Here is a 21,518-nt window from a genome sequence, read left to right as displayed (position 1 = left end):
GGCCCCGGCGAGGCGCCGCGCCGCCACCGCCGCCACCGCCGCCGCCTCGGGCAGCAGCGCCTCGGTCAGCAGCACATCGCCCTGGCCGGCCAGGGCCGCGGCGGCCAGCGGCGCGGCATCGCCCACCAGCGCCACCGGGCCGGCGGGCCGGGGCAGGGCGTCCAGCGCACAGGGCAGCGGCGGCGCCTCCGCCGCCCAGGCCCCGGGCGCCAGGCGCTCCAGCAGCACGCGGCCGCGCTTCGTGTCCGTCACCGACCACACCGCGCGCGTGGCGCGGATCTCCTCCGGCAGGGCGGCGGCCAGGGCCTCGCCCGTGGTCACGCCGATGGCGGGGCAGCCGGCGGCCAGCGCCACGCCCTGCGCCAGGGCCAGCGCCGCGCGCAGCCCGGTGAAGCCGCCCGGCCCCACCACCGCCGCCACCGCGTCCAGTTCCACCGCGCGCAACCCGGCCTCCGCCAGCACGCGCGCCACCATCGGCGGCAGGGCCACGGCCTGGCCACGCGCGCCTTCCGCCAGGGCGGAGGCGGCGATCCGCCCCTCCACCCACACCGCCGCCGAGGCCCGCGCCAGCGCGCCATCCAATGCCAGGATTCGCATGCGGCGCTGCATAGGGCAGAACGCGCGCCAACGGAACAAGCGCCGCCACCCCCGCGACGCCAGCCCGCGCGGATGGCAGGATGGCGGCCATGCTCCTCCCCGTGACCGAAGCCGATGGCTTCCTCCTCGACCTGCGCTATGCCACGGCCGACAACCTGACCGGCGCGCCCATCTACACCCGCCCCCGCGCCCTGCTGCTGCCCCTGGCGCGGGAGCGCCTCTTCCGCGCCCGCGACGCCGCCGCGCGGCTCGGCCTGCGCTTCCGCCTCTTCGACGCCTACCGCCCGGTGGAGGCGCAATGGGCGCTGTGGCACGCGGTGGAGGACAAGCGCTTCGTCTCCGACCCGCGCGCCGGCGGGCTGCACCCGCGCGGCGCCGCCGTGGACCTCACCCTGAACGACATCGCCAGCGGCCAGGACCTGCCCATGGGCACCGGATTCGACGCCACCCTGGCCGAAAGCGCCCATGGCCATGCCGGGGTGCCCGTGGAGGACCAGCGCAACCGCGCCCTGCTCCTCGGCCTGATGGTCGCGGCCGGGTGGGAACCCTATCTGCTGGAGTGGTGGCACTACCACCTGCCGGAAGCCCGGCAATTCCCGCCACTCAACGCCTCGGCCGTGCCGGAGGGGCCCATGTGAGAAGCAGAGTTTCAGAAAAAAATGTTCTTTTTTGTAAAAAAGAACCAAAAAACTTTTTCCAGTTCAGCGTCCCGCCTGGACGGGAGACGGCGGCAGCCTGAAAAAAATCTTTTTGCTTCTTTTTCTTTAGAAAAAGAAGGTTCTTAAAATAAAACCAAACCACATTGCCTTTGCCGCAGCACGGACCCAGATGCACCTCATGAAGCGCCGTTCCCTGATGGCCGCCGGCCTCGCCCTTCTTCCCCTGCCCGCTTTTCCCCGGCCCGCCCTGGCCCAGGCCACGGCGCAGCAGGACCTGCTGCGCCGGGCGGAAGCCTATCTGAACAGCATCACCACCCTGCGGGCGCGCTTCCTCCAGATCGCGCAGAACGGCGCGGCGGCGGAGGGCACCGCCTTCATCGCCCGCCCCGGCCGCATGCGCTTCGACTATGACCCGCCGGAGCCGCTGCTGCTGATCGCCTCGGACGGGCAGTTCCTCTATTACGACCGCGAATTGCGCCAGCCGAGCATCGTCCCCGTCTCCTCCACGCCGCTGGCCTTCCTGCTGCGGGAGCGCATCAGCTTCGGCGGCGATATCGAGGTGCTGGGGGTGGAGCGGCAGGGCGGCCTGGCCGGCATCACCGTGCGGCGGAAGGACGCCCCCTCCGAGGGGCAGCTGACGCTGATCTTCTCGGAAAACCCGATGGAACTGCGGCAATGGGTGGTGGTGGATGGCCAGGGGCGGCAGACCCGCGTCACCCTCACCGCCGTGGAGACGGGCATGACCCTGCCACGCCGCCTCTTCACCTTCAACGACCCGGGCTTCTTCGAGAATGAGGGGCGGCGCTGAGGGCTGCCCCCTTGAGGGCTGCCGGAAAAACATCCCTCCCGTCACAGCCATGCGGGAATAATGCCTTGATTGCGCCGCAAGGGGGCGCGACGTTTCGCTCATGCGTCCCCTGATCGGCATTCCCTGCTGCATGAAGGCCTTCGGCGCCTTCGCCATGCCCAACCATGCGGTCTCCGACCACTACATCAAGGTGGTGCTGGGTCCGATCGGCGGAATCCCCATCCTGATCCCCGCCGCCGGGGAAGAGGTGGTGCAGGCCATCCTGCCCCGGCTGGACGGGCTGATGCTCACCGGCAGCCGCTCCAACGTGCAGCCCGGCCTCTATGCCGGCCCGCCGCACCTGGAAGGCACGCCGGAGGACCCGGCGCGCGATGCCACCACCCTGCCGCTGATCCGCGCCGCGCTGGAGCGTGGCCTGCCGCTCTTCGCCATCTGCCGCGGCTTCCAGGAGCTAAACGTGGCGCTGGGCGGCACGCTGGACCAGCGGGTGCAGGACCTGCCGGGGCGGCTCGACCATTCCACCCCGGTGGACCAGGCCCTGGGCAAGGTCCGCACCGGCAAAGCCCATGCCGTGCGCGTGCTGCCCGATGCCGTGCTGGCGCGCTGCTGGCAGGGCCTGCCCTGGCAGCCGGCGGCGGTGCCGGTGAATTCCCTGCACAACCAGGCCGTCAGCCGCCCCGCCGCGCGGCTGGTGCCCGAGGCCTGGGCGCCGGATGGCACGGTCGAGGCCGGGCATGTGCGCGAGTCGCCGGGCTTCGCCCTCGGCGTGCAGTGGCACCCGGAATATGACTGGGCGGAGGACGCCCTCTCCCGCCGGCTGTTCGAGGCCTTCGGCGACGCGGCGCGCGACTGGGCGGCCCGCCGCACCACTGCGCCAGCGCTTGCGGCGGAATAGCCACACCCCGACTGGATTTTTTTTGATCAAACGTTTTTGAGTTGCGCCGGAAAATGCTTATCTTTTCGGCGGAAGGTGCCATGTTGCACCCCGGTGGCCCGGTTCCCCGCCGGCTCACCCGACCATTCCGAACAGGAATGATACCCCCCAGGCGCCCGGTCTCCCCCCAGACCGGGCGCCATTTCTTTGGCCGGGATCTTTGGCCGGGGGGCCTTTCCAGGGCGGGGCCGGCCGCCCGGGCCTTCTCCTGCCCGCTCCCTCATGACCACCCCTCATGACCCTGGCCGGGAAAGCGGGTAAGCAGCGGATATGCCCAAGCTCCGCCTGCTCACCTGGAACATCAATTCCGTCCGCCTCCGCCTGCCGCTGCTGGCCCAGGTGGTGCGGGACCTCGCGCCGGATGTGGTCTGCCTGCAGGAGACCAAATGCCCGGACGAGCTGTTCCCGCATGAGGGGGTCGCCGCCCTTGGCTTCCCCTACCGCGCGGTGCGGGGGATGAAGGGCTATAACGGCACGGCGATTCTCTCCCGCCTGCCCTTCGCCCCGCGCGGGGGGGACCCGGACTGGTGCGGCAAGGGGGATTGCCGGCATCTCGGCGTCGATCTCGACGTGCCGGGCGGGCTGGAGCTGCATGATTTCTACGTCCCCGCCGGCGGCGACATCGCCGACCGCGAGGCCAACCCGAAATTCGCCCACAAGCTGGACTTCATCGCCGAGGCCACCGCCTGGAACGCCGCGCGCGGCCCCGCCCGCCGCGCCGTGATGGTGGGCGACCTCAACATCGCCCCGCTGGAATGCGATGTGTGGAGCCACAAGCAGCTGCTCGATGTCGTCTCCCACACCCCGGTGGAGGTGGAGGCGCTCACCGGCTGGCAGCGCGCGGGGGCCTGGCATGACGCCATCCGCCACTTCGTGCCGCCGCCGGAGAAGGTCTACACGTGGTGGTCCTACCGGGCGCGGGACTGGCAGGCGGCGGATCGCGGCCGGCGGCTGGACCATGTCTGGGTCAGCCAGGATCTCGCCGGCGCGCTGCGCGGCCATGTCATCCACAAGCCTGCACGCGGCTGGACGCAGGCCAGCGACCATGTTCCCGTGGCGATTGATCTGGACCTGTAAATTTCACCGCTTCGTGATGAAGAGCGCGTGAAGAGGCGGCGGCGGGCGGAGGACTTTCGCGCCCGCGCCGGTATTCTGCCCGGGCAGCCTGGAGCAGGCACGGCGCGCGGCGGCACATCGCCATGGCTGCGCTGCGCCGCAACATCCGGCATGATGGCCCCACACAGCCGCAAGGACCACGCAATGGCTCGTTTCCTCGTCACCGGCGGAGCCGGCTATGTCGGCAGCCATGTCGTGCTTGCCCTGGTCGAGCGGGGGGACGAGGTCGTGGTGCTGGATGACCTGCGCCAGGGCCACCGCGCCGCGGTGCCCGCCGGGACGGAGCTGGTGGTGGCCGACCTCGCCAACCGCGCCCGCCTGGCCGAGGTCTTCGCCGGCTGGAAGTTCGACGGCGTGCTGCACTTCGCCGCCCTCTCCCTGGTGGGGGAGAGCATGCGCGACCCGCTGCGCTACCTCTCGGAGAACCTGAACAACACCATCAACGTCGCCGATGCGGCGGTGAAGGCCGGCTGCCTGCGCTTCGTGCTCTCCTCCACCGCCGCGCTCTTCGGCTTCCCCGAGCGCGTGCCGATCGACGAGACGGCGACGCTGCTGCCCGCCTCGGCCTATGGCGAGTCGAAGCTGATGGCGGAGCGCGCGCTGGACTGGGCCGGGCGGGTGCACGGGCTGCGCTCGGCCGCGCTGCGCTACTTCAACGCGGCCGGCGCCGATCCGGGCGGCCGCCTGGGCGAGGACCACGACCCGGAAACCCACCTCATCCCGCTGGCCATCAACGCCGCCCTCGGCCTCGGGCCGGAGCTGACGGTCTTCGGCACCGACTACCCGACGCCGGATGGCACCTGCATCCGCGACTATGTGCATGTGATGGACCTCGCCGATGCCCATCTGCGGGTGATGGACAAGCTCTGCGCCGGCGGCCCCAGCGTGCGCTACAATGTCGGCAATGGCAGCGGCTACTCGGTGCGGCAGGTGATCGACACGGTCGAGCGCGTCACCGGGCTGAAGGTGCCGCACCGCATCGGCCCGCGCCGCCCCGGGGACCCGGCCGTGCTCGTCGCCTCCAATGCCCGCCTGCGCGCGGAAACCGGCTGGGCCCCGCGCTACCCGGAACTGGACGATATCGTCCGCACCGCCCATGCCTGGCGCGCCGCCCATCCGCAGGGCTATGGCGACCGCGGCGCCGCCGCCCAGGCGGCGTAACCGCCAGGAAAACCGGGGCGAAAGAAAGACCGGGGGAACTGAGTTCCCCCGGGCCCCCTCCTGCCGTTTCGGCGCCTCCCGAAACCACGCCCCCCCACACGACCGCGGCAGCCCGAAAAAAAAGACTTGGCAAGGGGGGGAGTGAGCGCACTTGTGCTGGGGTTAAAACAGCATCGGTGTGCGTGGAAACGGCATGAACCTTCCCCTGTCCACCCCTGCCCTGCGGGCGCAGCGCGCCCATGTCGTGGTCATCGGCGCCGGGCCGGGCGGGCTCGCCGCGGCCATGCTGCTGGCCGCGCGCGGCGCGCGCGTCACGCTGCTGGAGAAGGATGGCGTCGTCGGCGGCCGCAGCCGCAGCCTGACGACACCGGAGGGCTACCGCTTCGATCTCGGGCCGACCTTCTTCCTGTATCCGCGCATCCTGGAAGAAATCTTCGCCAGCTGCGGCGCCGATCTGCGGCGGGAAGTCGAGTTGCGGCGGCTGGACCCGCAATACCGCCTGGTCTTCGGCGGCGGCGCCGGGCCGGTGCTGGATGCCACCCCGGATCTGGAGCGCATGGCGGCGGAGGTGGCCAAGCTCGACCCCGCCGATGCCCGCGCCCTGCGCGGCTTCATGGAGCAGAACCGCGCCAAGCTGGCGGCCTTCCGCCCGGTGCTGGAGCGCGGCTTCACCTCAGCGGCCGACCTCTTCGCGCCGGACATGCTGAAGGCGCTGCCGCATCTGCGCCCGCACCTCTCGGTGGATCAGGAACTGCGCCGCCACTTCCGCGACCCGCGCACCCGGCTGCTCTTCTCCTTCCAGACGAAATACCTGGGGATGAGCCCGTTCCGCTGCCCCAGCCTCTTCACCATCCTCTCCTTCCTGGAATACGAGCACGGGGTGTTCCACCCCATGGGCGGCTGCGGCGCCGTGGCCACCGCCATGGCGCGGGTGGCGGAGCGGCTGGGCGTCGAGATCCGGCTGAACACGCCGGTGGAGCGCATCGCCTTCGAGGGCCGCCGCGCCACGGGGGTGGAGGCGGGCGGGCGCCGCATCGCCGCCGATGCGGTGGTGATGAACGCCGATTTCGCCCAGGCCGCGCCGCAGCTGATCCCCGATTCGCTGCGCCGCCGCTGGTCGGACCGGCGCATCGCCGCGGCGCGCTATTCCTGCTCCACCTTCATGCTCTATCTCGGGGTGGAGGGGCGCTTCCCGCAGCTGGCCCACCACACCATCCTCCTGGCCGAGGACTATCAGCGCAACCTGGCCGAGATCGAGGCCGGGATGGCCCCGGCCGAGCCCTCGCTCTACCTGCACAACCCGGTGAACACCGACCCCTCGATGGCGCCGGAGGAGCATTCCAGCCTCTACCTGCTGGTGCCGGTGGGCAATCTGCGCGGGACGACGGACTGGCGCGCCAAGGCCGCCGAATTCCGCGCCCTGGCGCTGCGGCGCCTCGCCGCCCTCGGCCTGCCGGAGATCGAGTCGCGCATCCGCTATGAGCGGATGGTCACGCCGCTGGAGTGGCGGGACGAGTTCGCGGTGGGCTTCGGCGCCACCTTCAACCTGGCGCATGACCTGCGGCAGATGCTGCATTTCCGCCCCGGCAACCGCTTCGGCGACACGGAAGGCGTCTATCTGGTGGGCGGCGGCACGCATCCGGGCAGCGGCCTGCCGGTGATCTATGAAGGCGCGCGCATCAGCGCCAATCTGCTGGCGCGCGACCTGGGGCTGGGGGGCATCCCCACCACCCTGCCGGTGGCCCGCGACAACACGGGGGCCGAGGGGGAGATGGTGGCCGAGGGGGAGAGAGTGGCATGAGCGGCTCGCATGTGGTGGTGATCGGCGGGGGGCTGGGCGGGCTCTCGGCGGCGGCGGTGGCGGCGGCGCGCGGCCACCGCGTCACCCTGCTGGACAAGAACCCCTGGCTCGGCGGCAAGGCGGCGGTGCTGAACCTGCCCGCCGGCGCATCCCCGGGTGCTGCGGGCGCCAATGCCGGCTTCCGCTTCGACATGGGCCCCACCATCCTGACCATGCCGCGCGTGCTGCGCCGCATCTTCGCCGAGGCGGGGCGGGATCTGGAGCAGGCCCTGCCCCTCATCCGCCTCGACCCGCAATGGCGCTGCTTCTTCGAGGATGGCAGCCGCATCGACCTGATGCAGGACGTGCCCGCCATGGCCGAGGCGATGGACCGCTTCGCCCCCGGCAATGGCGCCGGCTACCGCCGCTTCCAGGAGGTGGCGACGCATCTGCACGAGGTCTCGGAAAAATTCTTCTTCTGGAAATCCGTGGAGGGCATTGGCGACACGCTGGACTGGAAGGCCAATTTCCAGCCCGGCACCCTGCGCGACGTGATGGCGCTGCGCATGGGGCAGAGCGTCGCCAGGGTGATCCGCGGCCATGTGCCGGATGCCCGGCTGGCGCAGATGCTGGACCATTACTGCCAGTATGTCGGCTCCTCGCCCTATCTCGCCCCGGCGGTGCTCTGCGGCATCGGCGACATGCAGGCGAGCGAGGGGGTGTGGTATCCGCGGGGCGGCACCCGCGCCGTGGCCGAGGCGCTGGCCAGCCTGGCCGCCAGCCTCGGCGCCGATCTCCGCCCCAGCAGCGAGGTGACGGGGCTGGAGATCGAGAACGGCGCCGTCCGCGCCGTGCGGGTGGGGGGGGAGCGCATCGCCTGCGATGCCGTCATCTCCAACATGGACGCCATCCGCACCTATGGCGAGCTGGTGGGCGGCGCCCCCGCCCGCCGCTACAGCCGGGCGAAGCACGAGCCGGCCTGTTCCGGCGTGGTGCTCTATCTCGGCCTCAACCGGCGCTACGAGCATCTGGCGCATCACGACTTCGTCTTCTCGCGCGATGCGGAGGAGGAGTTCGACGCCATCTACCGCAAGGGCATCCCGGCGCCGGACCCCACCGCCTACCTCGCCGCCCCCGCCGCCACCGACCCCAGCGTGGCCCCGGAAGGGGGGGAGGCGCTCTATGTGCTGGTGCACACGCCGCATCTGCGCCCCGGCCAGGACTGGAAGCAGATGCTGCCCGCCTATCGCCGCACCATCCTGGACAAGCTGAAGCGCACCGCCGGGCTGGAGGATATCGAGGAGCGCATCGTGGTCGAGCAGGCGCTGACGCCGCAGGACATCCATGAGCGCTACAAGGTGCTGGACGGCGCCATCTACGGCCTGGCCAGCCACGGGCTGTGGACGGGCGCCTTCAAGCCCGGCAACCGCTCCCGCGCCGTGCGCGGCCTGTATCTGGCGGGCGGCGCGGCGCATCCGGGGCCGGGCATGCCCATGGTCATGATGTCCGGCTGGATCGCCGCCGACGCCATGCACCAGGATGCGGCCTGAGGACGCGCCAGGGGGCGCTGCCCCCTGGACCCCCGCCGGGGTGGCGCGGCCACCCCGGACCCCGCGATCGGATGGCGGGGTCCGGGGGGACCCTGTCCCCCCGGCGGGGTCCCAAAAGGAAACAGATGGGGGCGGAGCCCCTGGCCTCCCCTGACCATGCAGGACCCTCTTTCCACCTATTCCCCCCGCCACATGGCCTTTTTCGAGGCGATGTTCGCGGGCTTCGCGCGGCGCCACATGCGGGCGCTGCGCCTCGCCGCCTGGGGCGCCCCGGCGGCGCCGCCCGGCCCGCTGGTCGTCTATGCCAACCATCCGTCCTGGTGGGATGGCGTGGCCTTCATGCTGCTCTCGCGCCGCCTCTTCCCCGGCCGGCGCATGGTCATCCCGATGGAGGCGGCGGCGCTGGCGCGCTACGGCTTCATGCGCCGCCTCGGCGTCTTCGGGGTGGAGCGGGAGAGTGCGCGCGGCGCGGTCACCTTCCTGCGCGTGGCGGAGGGCGTGCTGGCCCAGGGCGAGATGCTGTGGATGAACGCCCCCGGCCGCTTCGCCGATGCGCGGGAACGCCCGGTGCCCATCGCCCCGGGCCTCACCCGCCTGCCGGAACTGGCGGAGGGCGCCACCTTCCTCCCCCTCGCCCTGGAATATCCCTTCTGGAGCGAGCGCAAGGCGGAGATGCTGGCCGCCTTCGGCCCGCCCTTGCCAGGGGCGGCATTGCGCGCCATGCCTCGGGGGGAGCGCGAGGCCGCGCTCGCCACCGCGCTCGCCGCCACGATGGACCGGCTGGCGGTGGATGCCATCGCCCGCGACCCGGCACGCTTCCGGGTGCTGGAGCAGGGAAGGGAGGGCATGGGCGGCATCTACGACCTGTGGCGGCGGGGCCGCGCGGCGCTCACCGGGCGCCGCTTCGACCCCCGCCACGAACACCGCCCGCCGCCCCCTTCCCCCGGAGGCCCGCCCGCCCCATGAGCCTCCCGCTCTCCCTGCTCTCGCTGGCGCTCGCTGCCTTCCCCTGGGCCATGGCGCTGCCCAACCTGGCGCGGCAGCGCCGCCCGCAGGAGGGGACGCCAGGCGGGCCGCCCCCGGCCACGCTGGTCTCCATCCTCATCCCGGCGCGGGACGAGGCGGCCAACATCACCCCCTGCCTGCGCGCCGCCCTGGCCAGCACGGGCGTGGCGGTCGAGGTGCTGGTGATGGATGACGGCAGCCGCGACGACACCCCGGCCCAGGTGCGCGCCCTGGCGGCGGAGGATGAGCGGGTGCGGCTGCTGCTCGCCCCGCCGCTGCCGCCGGGCTGGACGGGCAAGGTGCATGCCTGCGCCCGGCTGGCCGAGGCGGCGCTGGGGACGCATTTTCTCTTCCTCGATGCCGATGTCCGCCTCGCCCCCGGCGCCGCCGCCGCCCTGGCGGCCGAGGCCGAGGCGCGCGGCCTCGCTTTGGTCAGCGCCGTGCCGCGCCAGATCCTCGGCGGGCTGGGGGAGGCGCTGACGGTGCCGGTGATCAACCTGCTGATGCTGGGCTACCTGCCCGGCGGCGGCCGGGCGGAGAGCGCGCGGCCGGAGATGGCCGCCGCCTGCGGGCAATTGCTGTTGGCCGAGGCCGGCGCCTACCGCGCCGCCGGCGGCCATGCCGCGGCGCCGGGCATCCTGCATGATGGGCTGGCCCTGGCGCGCCGCCTGCGCGCCGCCGGGCACCGGACGGAGGTGGTGGATGGCACCGCCCTCGCCACCTGCCGGATGTATGACGGGCTGGCCCCGGCCTGGGCAGGCTTCGCCAAGAATGCGCGGGAGGGCATGGCGACGCCGCGCGGCCTGCCGGTGTGGACGCTGCTGCTGGGCGGCGGGCACCTGCTGCCCTGGCTGGCGCTGGGCCTCGCCCTGCCCCCCCTCCTGGCGGCCACCCCGGGAGAGGGCGGCGGGCTGTGGGCGGCGATCCTGGCGGTGCTGCTCTCGCTCGGCCTGCGCGCCGCCATCACGGCGCGGGTGGGCGAGCCCTGGTGGAGCGTGCCGCTGCACCCCTTCGCCATCGCCGTGGCCCTCGCCATCCAGTGGCAGGCGCTGCTGACCCGCCGCCCGCCCGCCTGGAAGGGCCGCGCCTATGGCCCCGGTTCCGTCACCGGCCCCGATCCTGCCCCGGAAACCTCCGCCCGATGAGCGACGTGCCCGCCAATCCCCGCCTCGGTGAGCCCCGGCTGGAGGAAGCCCGGCTGGAGAAACCCCGGCTGGAGGAAACCCGGCCGGAGGAACCCGACCCGGCCGCCTGCATCCTCGCCGGCCCGCCCAGCCGGGGGCCGGACTCGGAAAACTTCCCTGTCGCCTCCTGGCTGATCGCGCCCGCGCTGCGGCGGCGGGTGCTGGCCTTCTACCATTTCGTCCGCGCCGCCGATGACATCGCCGATGCCCCGCACCTCGCCCCCGGCGAGCGGCTGGCGCGGCTCGATGCCCTGGCCGCCGCGCTGGAGGACCCGCGCACCCCCCTCCCCGTCGCCCGCGCGCTCCAGGAGGCGGGGGACGGGCTGGCCGAGGCGCGCATCATGCTCGATGCCTTCCGCCAGGATGCGGAACTGTCCCGCCTGCCGGACTGGGCGGCGCTGCTGGATTACTGCGGGCGCTCCGCCGTGCCGGTGGGGCGGCTGCTGCTGCGCCTGCATGGCGAGGTGGACGCCACCGCGCAGGAAGGGGCGGACGCGCTCTGCACCGCGCTCCAGATCCTCAACCACCTCCAGGACATGGGCGAGGATCTGCGGCGGCTGGACCGGCTCTATGTGCCGCGGGACTGGATGGCGCTGGCCGGTGGCGAGGCGCGCTTCCTGGCCGACCCCGAGGCGCGCGCCCCCGTGCTGGCGGCGATGCTGGACCGGGTGGAGGAAATGCTGGACCGCGCCGCCGCCCTGCCCCACCGCGTGCTCTCCACCCGGCTGGGGCTGGAGGCGGCGGTGACCTGGGCGCTCGCCCGCCGCCTGCTGGCGCGGCTGCGCGCGGCGGACCCGCTGGAGGGGCGCGTGGCGCTCGGCCGGGCGGATTTCGCCGCCGCCCTGCTGGCCGCACCCGGCCTGCGGCGCGGGGGCAGGCCAGGGAGCGGTAGCCCAGGGAGCGGCAGTCCAGGGAGCGGCAGCCTGGATGCCAGGCTGGTGCGCGCCCGGGTGCGCCGCGCCCGCTCCTCCTTCGCCAGCGGCATGGCGGCCACGCGCGGCCCGGCGCGGCGGGCCATGTATGCCGTCTATGCCTTCTGCCGCGCGGTGGACGACATCGCCGACGGCACCCTGCCCGAGGCCGAGCAGCGCGCCGCCCTGGCCGCCTGGCGCCGCAAGCTGGAGGTGCCGGACTGCCCGCTCTCCCGCGAGCTGGCCTGGGCGCGGGCCGAGTTCACCCTGCCCCTGGCCGAATGCCGCGCCATGATCGACGGCATGGAGGCCGATGCCGGGCCGCACCGCCGCATCGCCACGCAGGCGGAGCTGGATCTCTACTGCCGGCAGGTGGCCGGCAGTGTCGGCGCGCTGGCGGTGCGCATCTTCGGCGCGGCGGAGGCGGAGCCCTTCGGCCTCGCCCTCGGCCATGCCTTCCAGCTGGTGAACGTGCTGCGCGACATCGATGAGGATGCGGCGCGGGACCGGCTCTACCTGCCGGCCGATGCGCTGGCGGCGGCGGGCATTCCGCCGGGCGGGGCGCGGGCGATGGTGGCGCATCCCGGCCTTTCCACCGTGGCCCAGGCCCTGGCGCTGCGCGCCCGCGCCGCCTTCGCCACGGCCGAGGCGCTGATGCCCGAGCACCACCGCCGCGCCCTGCGCCCGGCGCGGCTGATGCTGCTCGGCTACCGCGCGCTGCTGGAGGAGATGATCGGCCAGGGCTTCCTGCCGCCGCGCCAGCGCCCGCGGCTGGGGCGGTGGCGCAAGCTTGGCCTGCTGCTGGAGGGCTGGCGGCCGTGATGGCGGCAGCGCCCAACGCGACCCTGCCCGGCGCCACCCTGCCCGCCTCCACCCTTCACGTGGTGGGCGCGGGGGTGGCGGGGCTGGCGGCGGCGCTGCTGGCGAGCCGCCCCGGCGGCAGGGCGGCGCGCTGCGTGGTGCTGCACGAGGCCAGCCCGGCCGCTGGCGGCCGCGCCCGCGCCCTGCCCGATGGCACGGACAATGGCACCCATGCGCTGCTCGGCGCCAATCCGGCGGCGCTCGGCTTCCTGGCCGAGATCGGCGCGCGCGAAGCCTGGGTGGAGCCGGAGGGCGAGACCCTGCCGGTGCACGACCTCGCCGGGGGTGGGCTGCGGCGGGTGGCGCTCTCGCCCGCCGGCTGGCGCGATCCGGCGCGGCGGCCGCCCGGGCTGGGGGCGGGCGGGCTGCTGGCGCTGCTGCGCGCCGCCCTGCCGGGGCGCCATTCCACGGTGGCCGAGGCCTTCGCCCGCCACCCCGCCCTGCTCCGCCATTTCGTCGAGCCGCTGACGCTGGCCGCGCTGAACACCGCGCCGGAGGAGGCCGGGCTGCGCCGCCTCGGCGCCGTGCTGCGGCGCATGGCGCGGCCGGGGGGATGCCGGCTCTATGTGGCGCGGCGCGGCCTGGGGCCGGACCTCGTGCACCCGGCGCTGGAGACGCTGGCGCGGCGCGGCGTCGTCTTCCGCCCCGGGCGGCGGCTGCGGGAGCTGGAGCGGGCGGGCGGGCGGGCCACGGCGCTGGGCTTCGGCGGCACGCCCCTGCCGCTGGGGGAGGCGGACCGCGTCATCCTCGCCCTGCCGCCCTGGGAGGCGGCGCGGCTGCTGCCGGGGCTGCGCGTGCCGGCGCTGCACCGGCCCATCCTGAACCTGCATTTCGAGCACGCCACGGGGGCGGGGCCACGCTTCGTCGGGCTGCTGGGCGGGCTGGCGCAGTGGATGCTGGTGCGGCCGGGCATGGTCTCGGTGACCATCAGCGCCGCCACCGGCCTGCTGGCGGAAAGCGCCGAAAGCCTGGGGCCGCGCATCTGGGCCGAGCTGCGGGAGGCGGCGCGCGCCGCCGGCCTGCCAGGCCCCTGGCCGGAGGAAGCCCCGCCCTGCCGGCTGGTCAAGGAGCACCGGGCCACCCCCGCCCACCTGCCGGACCAGCCGGCGCCGCCGCCACTGCGGCCGCTGCGCAACCTCGCTCTGGCGGGGGATTGGATGGACCCCACCCTGCCCGCGACGCTGGAGGCGGCCATCCGCTCCGGGCGGCGGGCGGTGCGGGCGCTGTGAGAACCAGGGGGCCTTGCCCCCTGGACCCCCGCCAGGAACCTGAGGTTCCTGCACCTCCCCTCTGTTCGCGGGGTCCGGGAGGGCGGCGCCCTCCCGGCCACCGGGAGACCAGCCAGATGACCCCGGCCGAAGCCCTGGCCGCCCTGCGCGCCGAAACCGCGCCGCTTTCCCTCGCCCGGCGCCGGGCGCTGCTGGCGGCGCTGGCGGCGGCGCTGCTGCGGCGCGCGCCAGAGATCGTCCGCGCCATCGATGCCGATTATGGCGGCCGGTCGGAGGTGGAGACGCTGCTGGCCGATGTGCTGCTGGTGGTGCAGGCGGCCCGGCGGGCGCGGCGCTGGCTGTGGTGGTGGTCCCGCCCGCGCCTGGTGCTGGCGCCCCTGCCCTTCCAGCCCGCCCTGGCCTGGGTGGAGCCGGTGCCGAAAGGGGTGGTGGGCATCCTGGCGCCCTGGAACTACCCGGTGCAGCTCGGCCTCTGGCCGCTGGCGGAGGCGCTGGCCGCCGGCAACCGCGTGGTGCTGAAGCCCAGCGAGCACACCCCGCGCACCGCCACCCTGCTGGCCGAACTGGTGGCGGAGGCCCTCGGCCCCGCCGTGGCCCGCGTCGTGCCGGGCGATGGCGCCGTGGCCGCCGATTTCGCGGCCCAGCCCTGGGACCATCTGGTCTTCACCGGCGGCACCGCCACCGGCCGCGCCGTGATGCGCGCCGCCGCGGAGCACCTGACGCCGCTGACCCTCGAACTCGGCGGGCAATGCCCGGCGCTGGTGCTGCCGGGGGCGGATCTGGCGCGGGCGGCGCGGGCCATCCTGGCCGGCAAGGCGGTGAATGCCGGGCAGACCTGCGTGGCGCCCGATACCGTGCTGCTGGTCGGCCACCGGGCGGAGGATTTCGCCGCCGCCTGCCGCGCCGCCGCCATCCCGGTGGAAAGCGCCGTGCTGCCGCGCCACCGCGCCCGGCAGGCCGCCCTGGCCACCACGGGCGAGGCGCTGCCCGGCGGCCTCGCCCTGGTGCCCGAGCAGCCGGAGGAAATCTTCGGCCCCAGCCTGGCCGTGCGGGCGGTGGCGGATCTGGAGGCGGCCATCGCCTGGGTGCGGGCGCGGCCGGCGCCGCTGGCGCTCTACCTGTTCGGCGCGGCGCGGGCGGAGGCCGCGGCGGTGGCCGCGCGCTGCCGCGCCGGGGCGATCGTCGAGGAGCGGTGCCTGGAGCATGTCGCCTTCCCCGCCCTGCCCTTTGGCGGCGTGGGGGGCTCAGGCTTCGGCCGCTACCATGGCCGGGCGGGGTTCGAGGGCTTCAGCGACTGGCGGGCGCGGGTGCGGCATGGCCCCTTCTCGCTGTCACGCCTGTTCGACGCGCCAAGGCCGCCGGGGCGGGCGGCGCTGGCGCGGCGGCTGCTGCGCTGAGCGGGTTGCAAGGCGGCGGGCCCCTGGTGGCTGCGCGGCACGCATGGCAGGGAAGCCATGCGCCCTGACCATGCTGCAACTGCTCAATGGGTAAAGGTTTTGAAAGGTTAGTCTCCCTACATGTTCCTTCGCAGCCGCAGCATCGCGGTGTCAAAGGATCAGGGGCCTACCCATGTCCGCTTTCCTGTTTGTCACTGTTGTCGCCGCCCTGGTTGGGGGTGGACTTTATGCCCGTTCGCTGATGGAGCGGGACTGGCCGCGCGGCCTGCCGCGCCTGCACCACGCCGATTGATGGGTCTGCGGGCGGCGGGATTCGAACCCGCATGCCTGGGGCTGGGGTTTTTAAGACCCCTGCGTCTACCGTTCCGCCACGCCCGCGCTTGCCTGCTTCCTGCCACAGGCGGAAGCATCTGACAAAGCCCCGCTGCTGGCGGGGTCCCCAAGGGAAGATTTGGGGTGGCCCTGCCACCCCGGTCGAGGGGTTTGGGGAGGCGGAGCCTCCCCAGGGAGTCTTCTTTGTGTTTGGGGCGGCAAAGCCTCCCCAGGAGCGAATGAAAAAGGCCCGTGGCAGAGGATTGCCCGGGCCTTTGTCGCATCATGGTTGGGGCGCCTGGATTCGAACCAGGGGATGGCGGTACCAAAAACCGCTGCCTTACCGCTTGGCTACGCCCCAGCGAGGCTCTCGGCCGCTGAATAAAGGGCGGAGGGGCCTGTCGTAAAGCCCCCTCCCCACCGCCACCACGAATTGGGCAGGCGGGCGGCGTGGGCGTGGGCGGCTTCCGGGGTGGGGAAGAGGCCGAAGCAGGTGGCGCCCGAGCCGCTCATGCGGGCCAGCAGGCAGCCGGGCAGGCCGCGCAGGGCGGCCAGCACCGCCGCCACCTCGGGGCAGAGGCGGATGGCCGGGGCTTCCAGGTCGTTGCCGCAGGCGGCGAGGTCCTGGGCCATGGCGGCGGCGCTGCTCCAGGCGCGCGGCAGGCGCAGCGGCGCGGAAAAGCTGCCGGGGAAGCTGCCCTGCCGCGCGCGGAACACGGCGGGCGTGGCGAGCGGGATGCGCGGATTGGCGAGCAGGATGCCCACCAGGGGCAGGGGCGGCGCGGGGGTCAGCACCTCGCCCACGCCGCCCATGCGGGTGGCGTGGCTGTCGAGGCAGGCGGGCACATCGGCGCCGAGCCGGGCGGCGAGGCCGAGCAGCCGGGCATGGCCCCAGTGCAGCCCCCAGGCACGGTTGAGCAGGCGCAGCGCCGCCGCCGCATCGGCCGAGCCGCCGCCGATGCCCGAGGCCACCGGCAGGTTCTTTTCCAGGATCAGGCTGCCGGAGGGCGCGATCCCGGCGGCCTCGGCGAGCAGGCGGGCGGCGCGCAGGACGAGGTTATCCCCCTCCCCCGCCAGGGCAGGCGCCTCCGGCCCCTCCAGGCGCAGGGCGAACGGCCCGCCCACCCCGCCATCGGGTATCCCATCGGGTATCCCATCGGGCACCCAGGCGAGGCGGTCCGCCGCGCCGGCGAAGGCCACGAGGCTGTCCAGCAGGTGGTAGCCATCCGCCCGCCGCCCCAGCACATGCAGGGCGAGGTTGACCTTGGCCGGCGCCGCCTCGGCCCAGCCCCCTTCCCAGGCGTCGCCGCTCACGGCCGGGCCGCGGCGGGCAGGCCGTCGCGCAGCTTGTCGGCGATGCGCGGGGCGTCCCCCGGCTCGGGCTCCAGCGTCAGGGCGCGGCGCCACTGGTATTGGGCCTCGATCCGCCGGCCGGCGGCCCAATAGGCATCGCCCAGATGGTCGTTGATGACGCTGTTGCGCGACTCGAGTTCCACGGCGCGCTCCAGCCAGCGGATGGCGCCGGGCAGGTCGCCCAGCTTGTAGAGTGCCCAGCCCAGGCTGTCGGCGATGTTGCCATCCTGCGGGCGGAGCTCCATGGCGCGCTCCAGCATGCGGCGCGCCTCGGCCAGGTTGGTGCCGTGCTCCACCCAGGTATAGCCCAGGTAGTTCAGCACATAGGGCTGCTCGGGCGCGAGCTGGAGGGCGCGCAGGAAATCCGCCTCGGCGCGCGTCCAGTCGCCGGAGCGCTCCAGGGCGATGCCGCGCACATAATAGAGCGCCCAGGGCTCCGCCTCCGGCCGGGGGACGCGGCGCAGCGCCTCGGTATAGGCGGCGGCGGCCTCGGCATAGCGGCTGCGGGCGCGCAGCAGGTCGCCCAGCCGGGCGGGGGGCTGGACGGAGGAAGGGTAGGCCTCGGCCAGGGCTCGCAGCACGGCCACCGCCTCCTCCGTGCGGTTCAGCCGGTCCAGCAGGCTGGCGCGGCGCAGGGCGACGACGCCGGAGAGCGGGTCCTCGGCCGGTACGCCGCGCAGCAGGGCCAGGGCGCTTTCCGGGTGGCGCTCCTCCGCCAGGGCATCGGCGGCGACGAGCAGGACGGGCGTGAAATCGGCGCGCAGGCGCAGGGCGAGGCGGCTGAGCAGCAGCGAGAGCTCCGGCGCGCCCTGGCCGCGCAGGAAGCCGGCCAGGGCCAGCTCCGCCTCCGCCATGCCCTCCACCGGGGAGGCGACGGCGCGCGCCTGCAACAGGCGGCGCCGGGCCTCGGGCGCGGCGAGCAGGGAGAGCTCATCCCCCGCCGCGGCCAGGGCGGCCAGGAGCTGCTCGGCCTCGGCCGGCTTGCCGGCGCGGTCGAGGATGCCGGCCACCACCTGGATCATCCGCAGATTCGCCTCCTGGGAGGCGGAGAGGGCGATTCGCGCCAGCCGCTCCGCCTCGCGCGGGCGGTTGGCGAGGTCGGCGATCATGGCGGCGTGCAGGGCGGCGAGGCCGCGCAGGTTGCCGCCCTCGATCTGCGGCCGCAGCGTGGCCAGGGCGGCATCCGGGTTGCCGCGCCCGGCCAGGGTCCAGGCCAGGAGGAGGGGTTGCAGCACGGCGGCGGCGCCGCTGCGCGGCAGGGCGCGCAGGCGGCGCTCGGCCTGTTCCCAGCGCCCGGCCATGGCATCGGTGCCGGCCAGCAGCATGGCGGCCAGTTCGCTCTGCGGCAGGCGGCGGGCGAGGCGCGCGGCATCGGCCCGGCCATCCAGCACGGCGGCGATGAAGGCGCGGTTCAGCACCTCCGGCTCTTCCGGCGCCAGGCGCAGGGCCTCGGCCAGCAGATCGGCCGCGGCGGCGGTGTCCGTCTCGGCGGCGGCGAAGCGGCCCGCGAGATAGGTGCCGGCGGCGGTGAGGCGCGGCGCGGGGCTGCCATCGCCGGTGTCGAGGGCGCCGGGGGCGCCACCCGCCGCGCAGCCGGCGAGCAGCGCCGCGGCCAGCAGGGCGAGGCGGCGCGGAGAGACGAGCATGACCATGTGGCGAGCCTAGAACCTTTTCGCGCGGGCGGGAAACGCTTCGGCAAGCGGAGCCGTGGCACGGGATGACGGCACCGTCATGGACGGGATAAGGTTGTTACGGCAACGGACGGGGCCGGCACCTCCGCCGCCTCCCGGGCCGGGCCGTGGAGGAAAGCCGGCCACGACGCCGGCAGCGGAGACCCTGTCATGCGCATCATCCTGGCCAGCCTGCTGGCCCTGCTGGCGGCGGCGGCCTTCTCGCCCGCCTCGGCGCAGAATCGGTTCTGGCTCGTCAACCAATCCGGCCAGACCATCGAAAGCGCCTTTGTCTCGCCCTCGCGGCTGGACAATTGGGGGCCGGATATCCTGGGGCAATCGGTGCTGCCCGCCGGGCAGCAGGTGCATGTCACCCCCTCCGCCAGCGATTGCGTGCTGGATATCCGCGTCCGCTACCAGGGCGGGCGGGAAGAGACGAAAATGCAGGTGAATGCCTGCAACCTCACCCGCGTGGTGTTCGGCGGCGGCGGGGGCGGCGCGGGGGCGACGGTGCGCGGCGGCCCCGGCGGCGCACAGCCGGGCGGGCCGGGCGCCACCACCCGCGCGGCGGGCGACCCCTCCTTCAGCTTCGTCAACCGCAGCGGCGCCACCATCCGCGAGCTGTATGTCTCGCTCAGCACCGACACCAACTGGGGCCGCGACCGCCTGGGCGATGCCGTGCTGGAGCCGGGCAATGACCGCTGGGTGGACCTGCCCGCCAACCGCAGCTGCACGGTGGACATCAAGGTCGTCTACATGAACGGCCGCGAACAGGAACGCCGCGGCCTCGAAACCTGCTCCCGCACCGACCTCCCCTGGCGTTAATCTGTCAGCTGCCGGTCTTTTTTCAGCTGCCGGTCTTTTTTCAGCTGCCGGTCAGGGCCGGGACGGGAGGGGCCGCACTCGCCCCCTCCGCTCCGGCCCGGCGGGGACGCCCAGGCGCCCCCCAGCCCCTAGCCCCTAGCCCCCAGCCCCCGCGTCCCACTTCACCACAGGACGGCGGCAGCCTGAAAAAAGAGTCCCGCCTGGAAACCCGGGAGCGGCAGCCTGACAGAAAGAATCACATGCCGCCGATGTAGTTGGGGCCGCCGCTGCCTTCGGGGGTGCACCAGTCGATGTTCTGGCCGGGGTCCTTGATGTCGCAGGTTTTGCAGTGGACGCAGTTCTGCGCGTTGATGACGAGGCGGGGGTTGCCCTCCTCGATGCCCACGGCCTCATAGACGCCGGCGGGGCAGTAGCGGGCTTCCGGGCTGCGGTAGATGTCCCAGTTCACCGGCTTCCAGCTGGCCGCGTCCTTCAGCTTCAGGTGGGCGGGCTGGTCTTCCTCATGGTTGGTGTTGGAGAGGAAGACGGAGGAGAGGCGGTCGAAGGTCAGCTTTCCGTCGGGCTTGGGGTAGGCGATCTGCGGGCACTGGCCGGCCGGCTTCGTCGCCGCGTGGTCGGCGTGGTGCGGCAGGGTCCAGGGCGCCTTGCCCTTGAAGACGTAGGTCTCCAGCGCGGCATTCACCATGCCGCCCCAGAAGCCCCACTTGGCGAAGCCGGGGCGGATGTTGCGGACGGCGGAAAGCTCCTCCCACACCCAGCTCTTTTCCAGCGCGGCGGGGTAGGCGTCGAGCACGGGGCCGGCGGCCTCATCCGCCAAGGCAGCGGCCACGGCCTCGGCCGCCAGCATGCCGGACTTCATGGCGGTGTGCGTGCCCTTGATCTTCGGCACGTTGAGGAAGCCCGCCGTGTCGCCGATCAGCGCGCCACCGGGGAAGACCAGCTTCGGGATGGATTGCAGCCCGCCCTCGTTCAGCGCGCGGGCGCCATAGGCGATGCGCTTGCCGCCCTCCAGGATCCTGCGGATCTCGGGATGCGTCTTGAAGCGCTGCATCTCGTCGAAGGGGGAGAGCCAGGGGTTGGGATAGTCCAGCCCCACCACCATGCCGATCGAGACGAGGTTCTCCCCCAGCATGTAGAGCCAGGTGCCGCCATAGGTGTCGGTGGAGAGCGGCCAGCCGGTGGTGTGCCAGATCTTGCCCGGGGTGTGGCGCTCCTTCGGGATTTCCCAGAGCTCCTTGATGCCGAGGCCGAAGGTCTGCGGCTGCACCCCCTCGCGCAGGCCATACTCGGAAAAGAGCTTCTTGGTGAGGGAGCCGCGGCAGCCCTCGGCGAAGAGGGTGTAGCGCGCGCGCAGCTCCATGCCCGGCTGGTAGTTCGGGCCTTCCTCGCCCTCCCGCGTGATGCCCATGACGCCGGCGACGACGCCCTTCACCACCCCCTCCTCCAGGATGGTCTCGGAGGCGGCGAAGCCGGGATAGATCTCGACGCCCAGCGCCTCGGCCTTCGCCCCCAGCCAGCGGCAGACATTGCCGAGGCTGACGACGTAATTGCCATGGTTGTGCATCTGCGGCGGCGTCGGCAGCCGGAAGGCCTTCGTCTCCGTCAGAAACAGGAAGGAATCCTCGGTGGCGGGGGTGGCCAACTCGGGCGGCTCCTCGCGCCAGTCGGGCAGCAGCTCGTCCAGCGCCCGCGGCTCCAGCACGGCGCCGGAGAGGGTATGGGCGCCGACCTCGCTGCCCTTTTCCACGATGCAGACCGTGGCCTCGGGCGAGAGCTGTTTCAGCCGGATCGCCGCCGCCAGGCCGGACGGGCCGGCCCCCACGATCAGCACATCGAATTCCATGCTCTCGCGTTCGGACACGTTGCTCTTCTCCCTTGGGTCCCGCCGGGATGGCTTAGCCCGATCGCGGGTTGCGCGGAACCCCGCCGCACCGCGATATGAGCGGCAGGATGAGCACCGCGCCCCCCCTCCCCCCGATGCCCGAGTCCGAGGCCGCCGCCCTGCTGGCGGCGCTGCGCCTGCAACTGGACTGGGGCGTGGACGAGGCCCTGGCGGAAGACCCGCTCGACCGGCTGGCCGCCCCCCCGCCGGAGCGCCGCCCGGCGCCCGAGGCCACGGTCTGCATCGTGGAAAAGGGCAGCGAGGTCGGCGCCCATACCCTCTCC

Annotated in this window: 17 protein-coding genes, 2 tRNA genes and 1 pseudogene; 14 read left to right on the top strand and 6 right to left on the bottom strand. The window is 73.5% G+C overall.

From position 1 onward, the window contains the following. Positions 1 to 597, bottom strand: a 597-nt coding sequence (tsaB, locus tag NON00_RS20550; RefSeq protein WP_256024593.1) for a tRNA (adenosine(37)-N6)-threonylcarbamoyltransferase complex dimerization subunit type 1 TsaB, incomplete at its 3' end; no start/stop codon positions are given. 89 nt (positions 598 to 686) lie between these two features. Between tsaB and ddpX the strand changes: the two genes are divergently transcribed. The 12 genes from ddpX to NON00_RS20490 all read left to right on the top strand — a co-directional run bounded on the left by ddpX (position 687) and on the right by NON00_RS20490 (position 15,192). Next, on the top strand, positions 687 to 1,235 hold the full coding sequence (ddpX, locus tag NON00_RS20545) for a D-alanyl-D-alanine dipeptidase (protein WP_256024592.1): 549 nt from the start codon (positions 687 to 689) through the stop codon (positions 1,233 to 1,235). A 199-nt stretch (positions 1,236 to 1,434) separates the two neighbouring features. Continuing rightward, on the top strand, positions 1,435 to 2,064 hold the full coding sequence (locus NON00_RS20540) for an outer membrane lipoprotein carrier protein LolA (protein WP_256024591.1): 630 nt from the start codon (positions 1,435 to 1,437) through the stop codon (positions 2,062 to 2,064). Between the two features lie 100 nt (positions 2,065 to 2,164). Next, positions 2,165 to 2,959, top strand: coding sequence for a gamma-glutamyl-gamma-aminobutyrate hydrolase family protein (locus tag NON00_RS20535; protein ID WP_256024589.1), 795 nt, complete (start codon positions 2,165 to 2,167; stop codon positions 2,957 to 2,959). Positions 2,960 to 3,268: 309 nt separating this feature from the next. Further along, positions 3,269 to 4,075 carry an exodeoxyribonuclease III gene (locus tag NON00_RS20530; RefSeq protein WP_256024588.1) on the top strand — a complete coding sequence of 269 codons (807 nt, stop codon included), beginning with the start codon at positions 3,269 to 3,271 and terminating at the stop codon, positions 4,073 to 4,075. Positions 4,076 to 4,258: 183 nt separating this feature from the next. Continuing rightward, positions 4,259 to 5,275: a UDP-glucose 4-epimerase GalE gene (gene galE, locus NON00_RS20525; protein WP_256024587.1), complete on the top strand. Its 1,017-nt coding sequence runs from the start codon at positions 4,259 to 4,261 to the stop codon at positions 5,273 to 5,275. 193 nt (positions 5,276 to 5,468) lie between these two features. Continuing rightward, positions 5,469 to 7,076 carry a phytoene desaturase family protein gene (crtI, locus tag NON00_RS20520; RefSeq protein WP_256024586.1) on the top strand — a complete coding sequence of 536 codons (1,608 nt, stop codon included), beginning with the start codon at positions 5,469 to 5,471 and terminating at the stop codon, positions 7,074 to 7,076. After that, entirely contained in the window at positions 7,073 to 8,605 is a 1,533-nt protein-coding gene (locus tag NON00_RS20515; RefSeq protein WP_256024585.1) for an NAD(P)/FAD-dependent oxidoreductase, read from the top strand. Before crtI ends, NON00_RS20515 begins: the two co-directional genes overlap by 4 nt. A 156-nt stretch (positions 8,606 to 8,761) precedes the next feature. Beyond that, positions 8,762 to 9,571 carry a lysophospholipid acyltransferase family protein gene (locus NON00_RS20510; protein WP_256024584.1) on the top strand — a complete coding sequence of 270 codons (810 nt, stop codon included), beginning with the start codon at positions 8,762 to 8,764 and terminating at the stop codon, positions 9,569 to 9,571. Next, positions 9,568 to 10,755, top strand: coding sequence for a glycosyltransferase (locus tag NON00_RS20505; protein ID WP_256024583.1), 1,188 nt, complete (start codon positions 9,568 to 9,570; stop codon positions 10,753 to 10,755). The genes NON00_RS20510 and NON00_RS20505 overlap by 4 nt, the downstream gene beginning before the upstream one ends. Beyond that, a complete protein-coding gene (locus tag NON00_RS20500; RefSeq protein ID WP_256024582.1) occupies positions 10,752 to 12,527 on the top strand; it encodes a squalene/phytoene synthase family protein in 1,776 nt (591 codons plus the stop codon). Before NON00_RS20505 ends, NON00_RS20500 begins: the two co-directional genes overlap by 4 nt. After that, positions 12,527 to 13,795, top strand: coding sequence for an FAD-dependent oxidoreductase (locus NON00_RS20495; RefSeq protein WP_256024581.1), 1,269 nt, complete (start codon positions 12,527 to 12,529; stop codon positions 13,793 to 13,795). Before NON00_RS20500 ends, NON00_RS20495 begins: the two co-directional genes overlap by 1 nt. Positions 13,796 to 13,911: 116 nt before the next feature. Then, positions 13,912 to 15,192 carry an aldehyde dehydrogenase family protein gene (locus NON00_RS20490; RefSeq protein ID WP_256024580.1) on the top strand — a complete coding sequence of 427 codons (1,281 nt, stop codon included), beginning with the start codon at positions 13,912 to 13,914 and terminating at the stop codon, positions 15,190 to 15,192. 298 nt (positions 15,193 to 15,490) lie between these two features. Here the strand turns inward: NON00_RS20490 and NON00_RS20485 are convergent. The 4 genes from NON00_RS20485 to NON00_RS20470 form a co-directional block, all read right to left on the bottom strand. Continuing rightward, a tRNA-Leu gene (locus tag NON00_RS20485) sits at positions 15,491 to 15,570 on the bottom strand. Between the two features lie 220 nt (positions 15,571 to 15,790). After that, a tRNA-Gln gene (locus tag NON00_RS20480) sits at positions 15,791 to 15,865 on the bottom strand. Continuing rightward, a complete protein-coding gene (locus NON00_RS20475; protein WP_256024579.1) occupies positions 15,856 to 16,818 on the bottom strand; it encodes a 4-(cytidine 5'-diphospho)-2-C-methyl-D-erythritol kinase in 963 nt (320 codons plus the stop codon). Before NON00_RS20475 ends, NON00_RS20480 begins: the two co-directional genes overlap by 10 nt. Then, entirely contained in the window at positions 16,815 to 18,509 is a 1,695-nt protein-coding gene (locus NON00_RS20470) for a tetratricopeptide repeat protein (RefSeq protein WP_256024578.1), read from the bottom strand. Before NON00_RS20470 ends, NON00_RS20475 begins: the two co-directional genes overlap by 4 nt. 189 nt (positions 18,510 to 18,698) lie before the next feature. Between NON00_RS20470 and NON00_RS20465 the strand changes: the two genes are divergently transcribed. Beyond that, a complete protein-coding gene (locus tag NON00_RS20465) occupies positions 18,699 to 19,352 on the top strand; it encodes a Tat pathway signal protein (RefSeq protein ID WP_256024576.1) in 654 nt (217 codons plus the stop codon). 235 nt (positions 19,353 to 19,587) lie between these two features. Here the strand turns inward: NON00_RS20465 and NON00_RS20460 are convergent, their stop codons facing one another. Continuing rightward, positions 19,588 to 21,195 carry an electron transfer flavoprotein-ubiquinone oxidoreductase gene (locus NON00_RS20460; RefSeq protein WP_256024594.1) on the bottom strand — a complete coding sequence of 536 codons (1,608 nt, stop codon included), beginning with the start codon at positions 21,193 to 21,195 and terminating at the stop codon, positions 19,588 to 19,590. Between the two features lie 107 nt (positions 21,196 to 21,302). On the opposite strand from NON00_RS20460, the pseudogene NON00_RS20455 reads away from it, so the two are divergent. Further along, positions 21,303 to 21,518: pseudogene (locus NON00_RS20455) on the top strand (hypothetical protein); the annotation flags it as partial.

The sequence above is a fragment of the Roseomonas sp. GC11 genome, assembly GCF_024437745.1.
GTDB lineage: Bacteria > Pseudomonadota > Alphaproteobacteria > Acetobacterales > Acetobacteraceae > Pseudoroseomonas.
Note: the sequence above shows the minus strand (reverse complement) of the source record. Positions and strands in the feature narration are given on the sequence as shown.

Coding starts and splice junctions, on each gene's coding strand:
- ddpX (WP_256024592.1), top strand. CDS start 687: ATGCTCCTCCCCGTGACCGAAGCCGATGGCTTCCTCCTCGACCTGCGC.
- NON00_RS20540 (WP_256024591.1), top strand. CDS start 1,435: ATGAAGCGCCGTTCCCTGATGGCCGCCGGCCTCGCCCTTCTTCCCCTG.
- NON00_RS20535 (WP_256024589.1), top strand. CDS start 2,165: ATGCGTCCCCTGATCGGCATTCCCTGCTGCATGAAGGCCTTCGGCGCC.
- NON00_RS20530 (WP_256024588.1), top strand. CDS start 3,269: ATGCCCAAGCTCCGCCTGCTCACCTGGAACATCAATTCCGTCCGCCTC.
- galE (WP_256024587.1), top strand. CDS start 4,259: ATGGCTCGTTTCCTCGTCACCGGCGGAGCCGGCTATGTCGGCAGCCAT.
- crtI (WP_256024586.1), top strand. CDS start 5,469: ATGAACCTTCCCCTGTCCACCCCTGCCCTGCGGGCGCAGCGCGCCCAT.
- NON00_RS20515 (WP_256024585.1), top strand. CDS start 7,073: ATGAGCGGCTCGCATGTGGTGGTGATCGGCGGGGGGCTGGGCGGGCTC.
- NON00_RS20510 (WP_256024584.1), top strand. CDS start 8,762: ATGCAGGACCCTCTTTCCACCTATTCCCCCCGCCACATGGCCTTTTTC.
- NON00_RS20505 (WP_256024583.1), top strand. CDS start 9,568: ATGAGCCTCCCGCTCTCCCTGCTCTCGCTGGCGCTCGCTGCCTTCCCC.
- NON00_RS20500 (WP_256024582.1), top strand. CDS start 10,752: ATGAGCGACGTGCCCGCCAATCCCCGCCTCGGTGAGCCCCGGCTGGAG.
- NON00_RS20495 (WP_256024581.1), top strand. CDS start 12,527: ATGGCGGCAGCGCCCAACGCGACCCTGCCCGGCGCCACCCTGCCCGCC.
- NON00_RS20490 (WP_256024580.1), top strand. CDS start 13,912: ATGACCCCGGCCGAAGCCCTGGCCGCCCTGCGCGCCGAAACCGCGCCG.
- NON00_RS20470 (WP_256024578.1), bottom strand. CDS start 18,509: ATGGTCATGCTCGTCTCTCCGCGCCGCCTCGCCCTGCTGGCCGCGGCG.
- NON00_RS20465 (WP_256024576.1), top strand. CDS start 18,699: ATGCGCATCATCCTGGCCAGCCTGCTGGCCCTGCTGGCGGCGGCGGCC.
- NON00_RS20460 (WP_256024594.1), bottom strand. CDS start 21,195: ATGGAATTCGATGTGCTGATCGTGGGGGCCGGCCCGTCCGGCCTGGCG.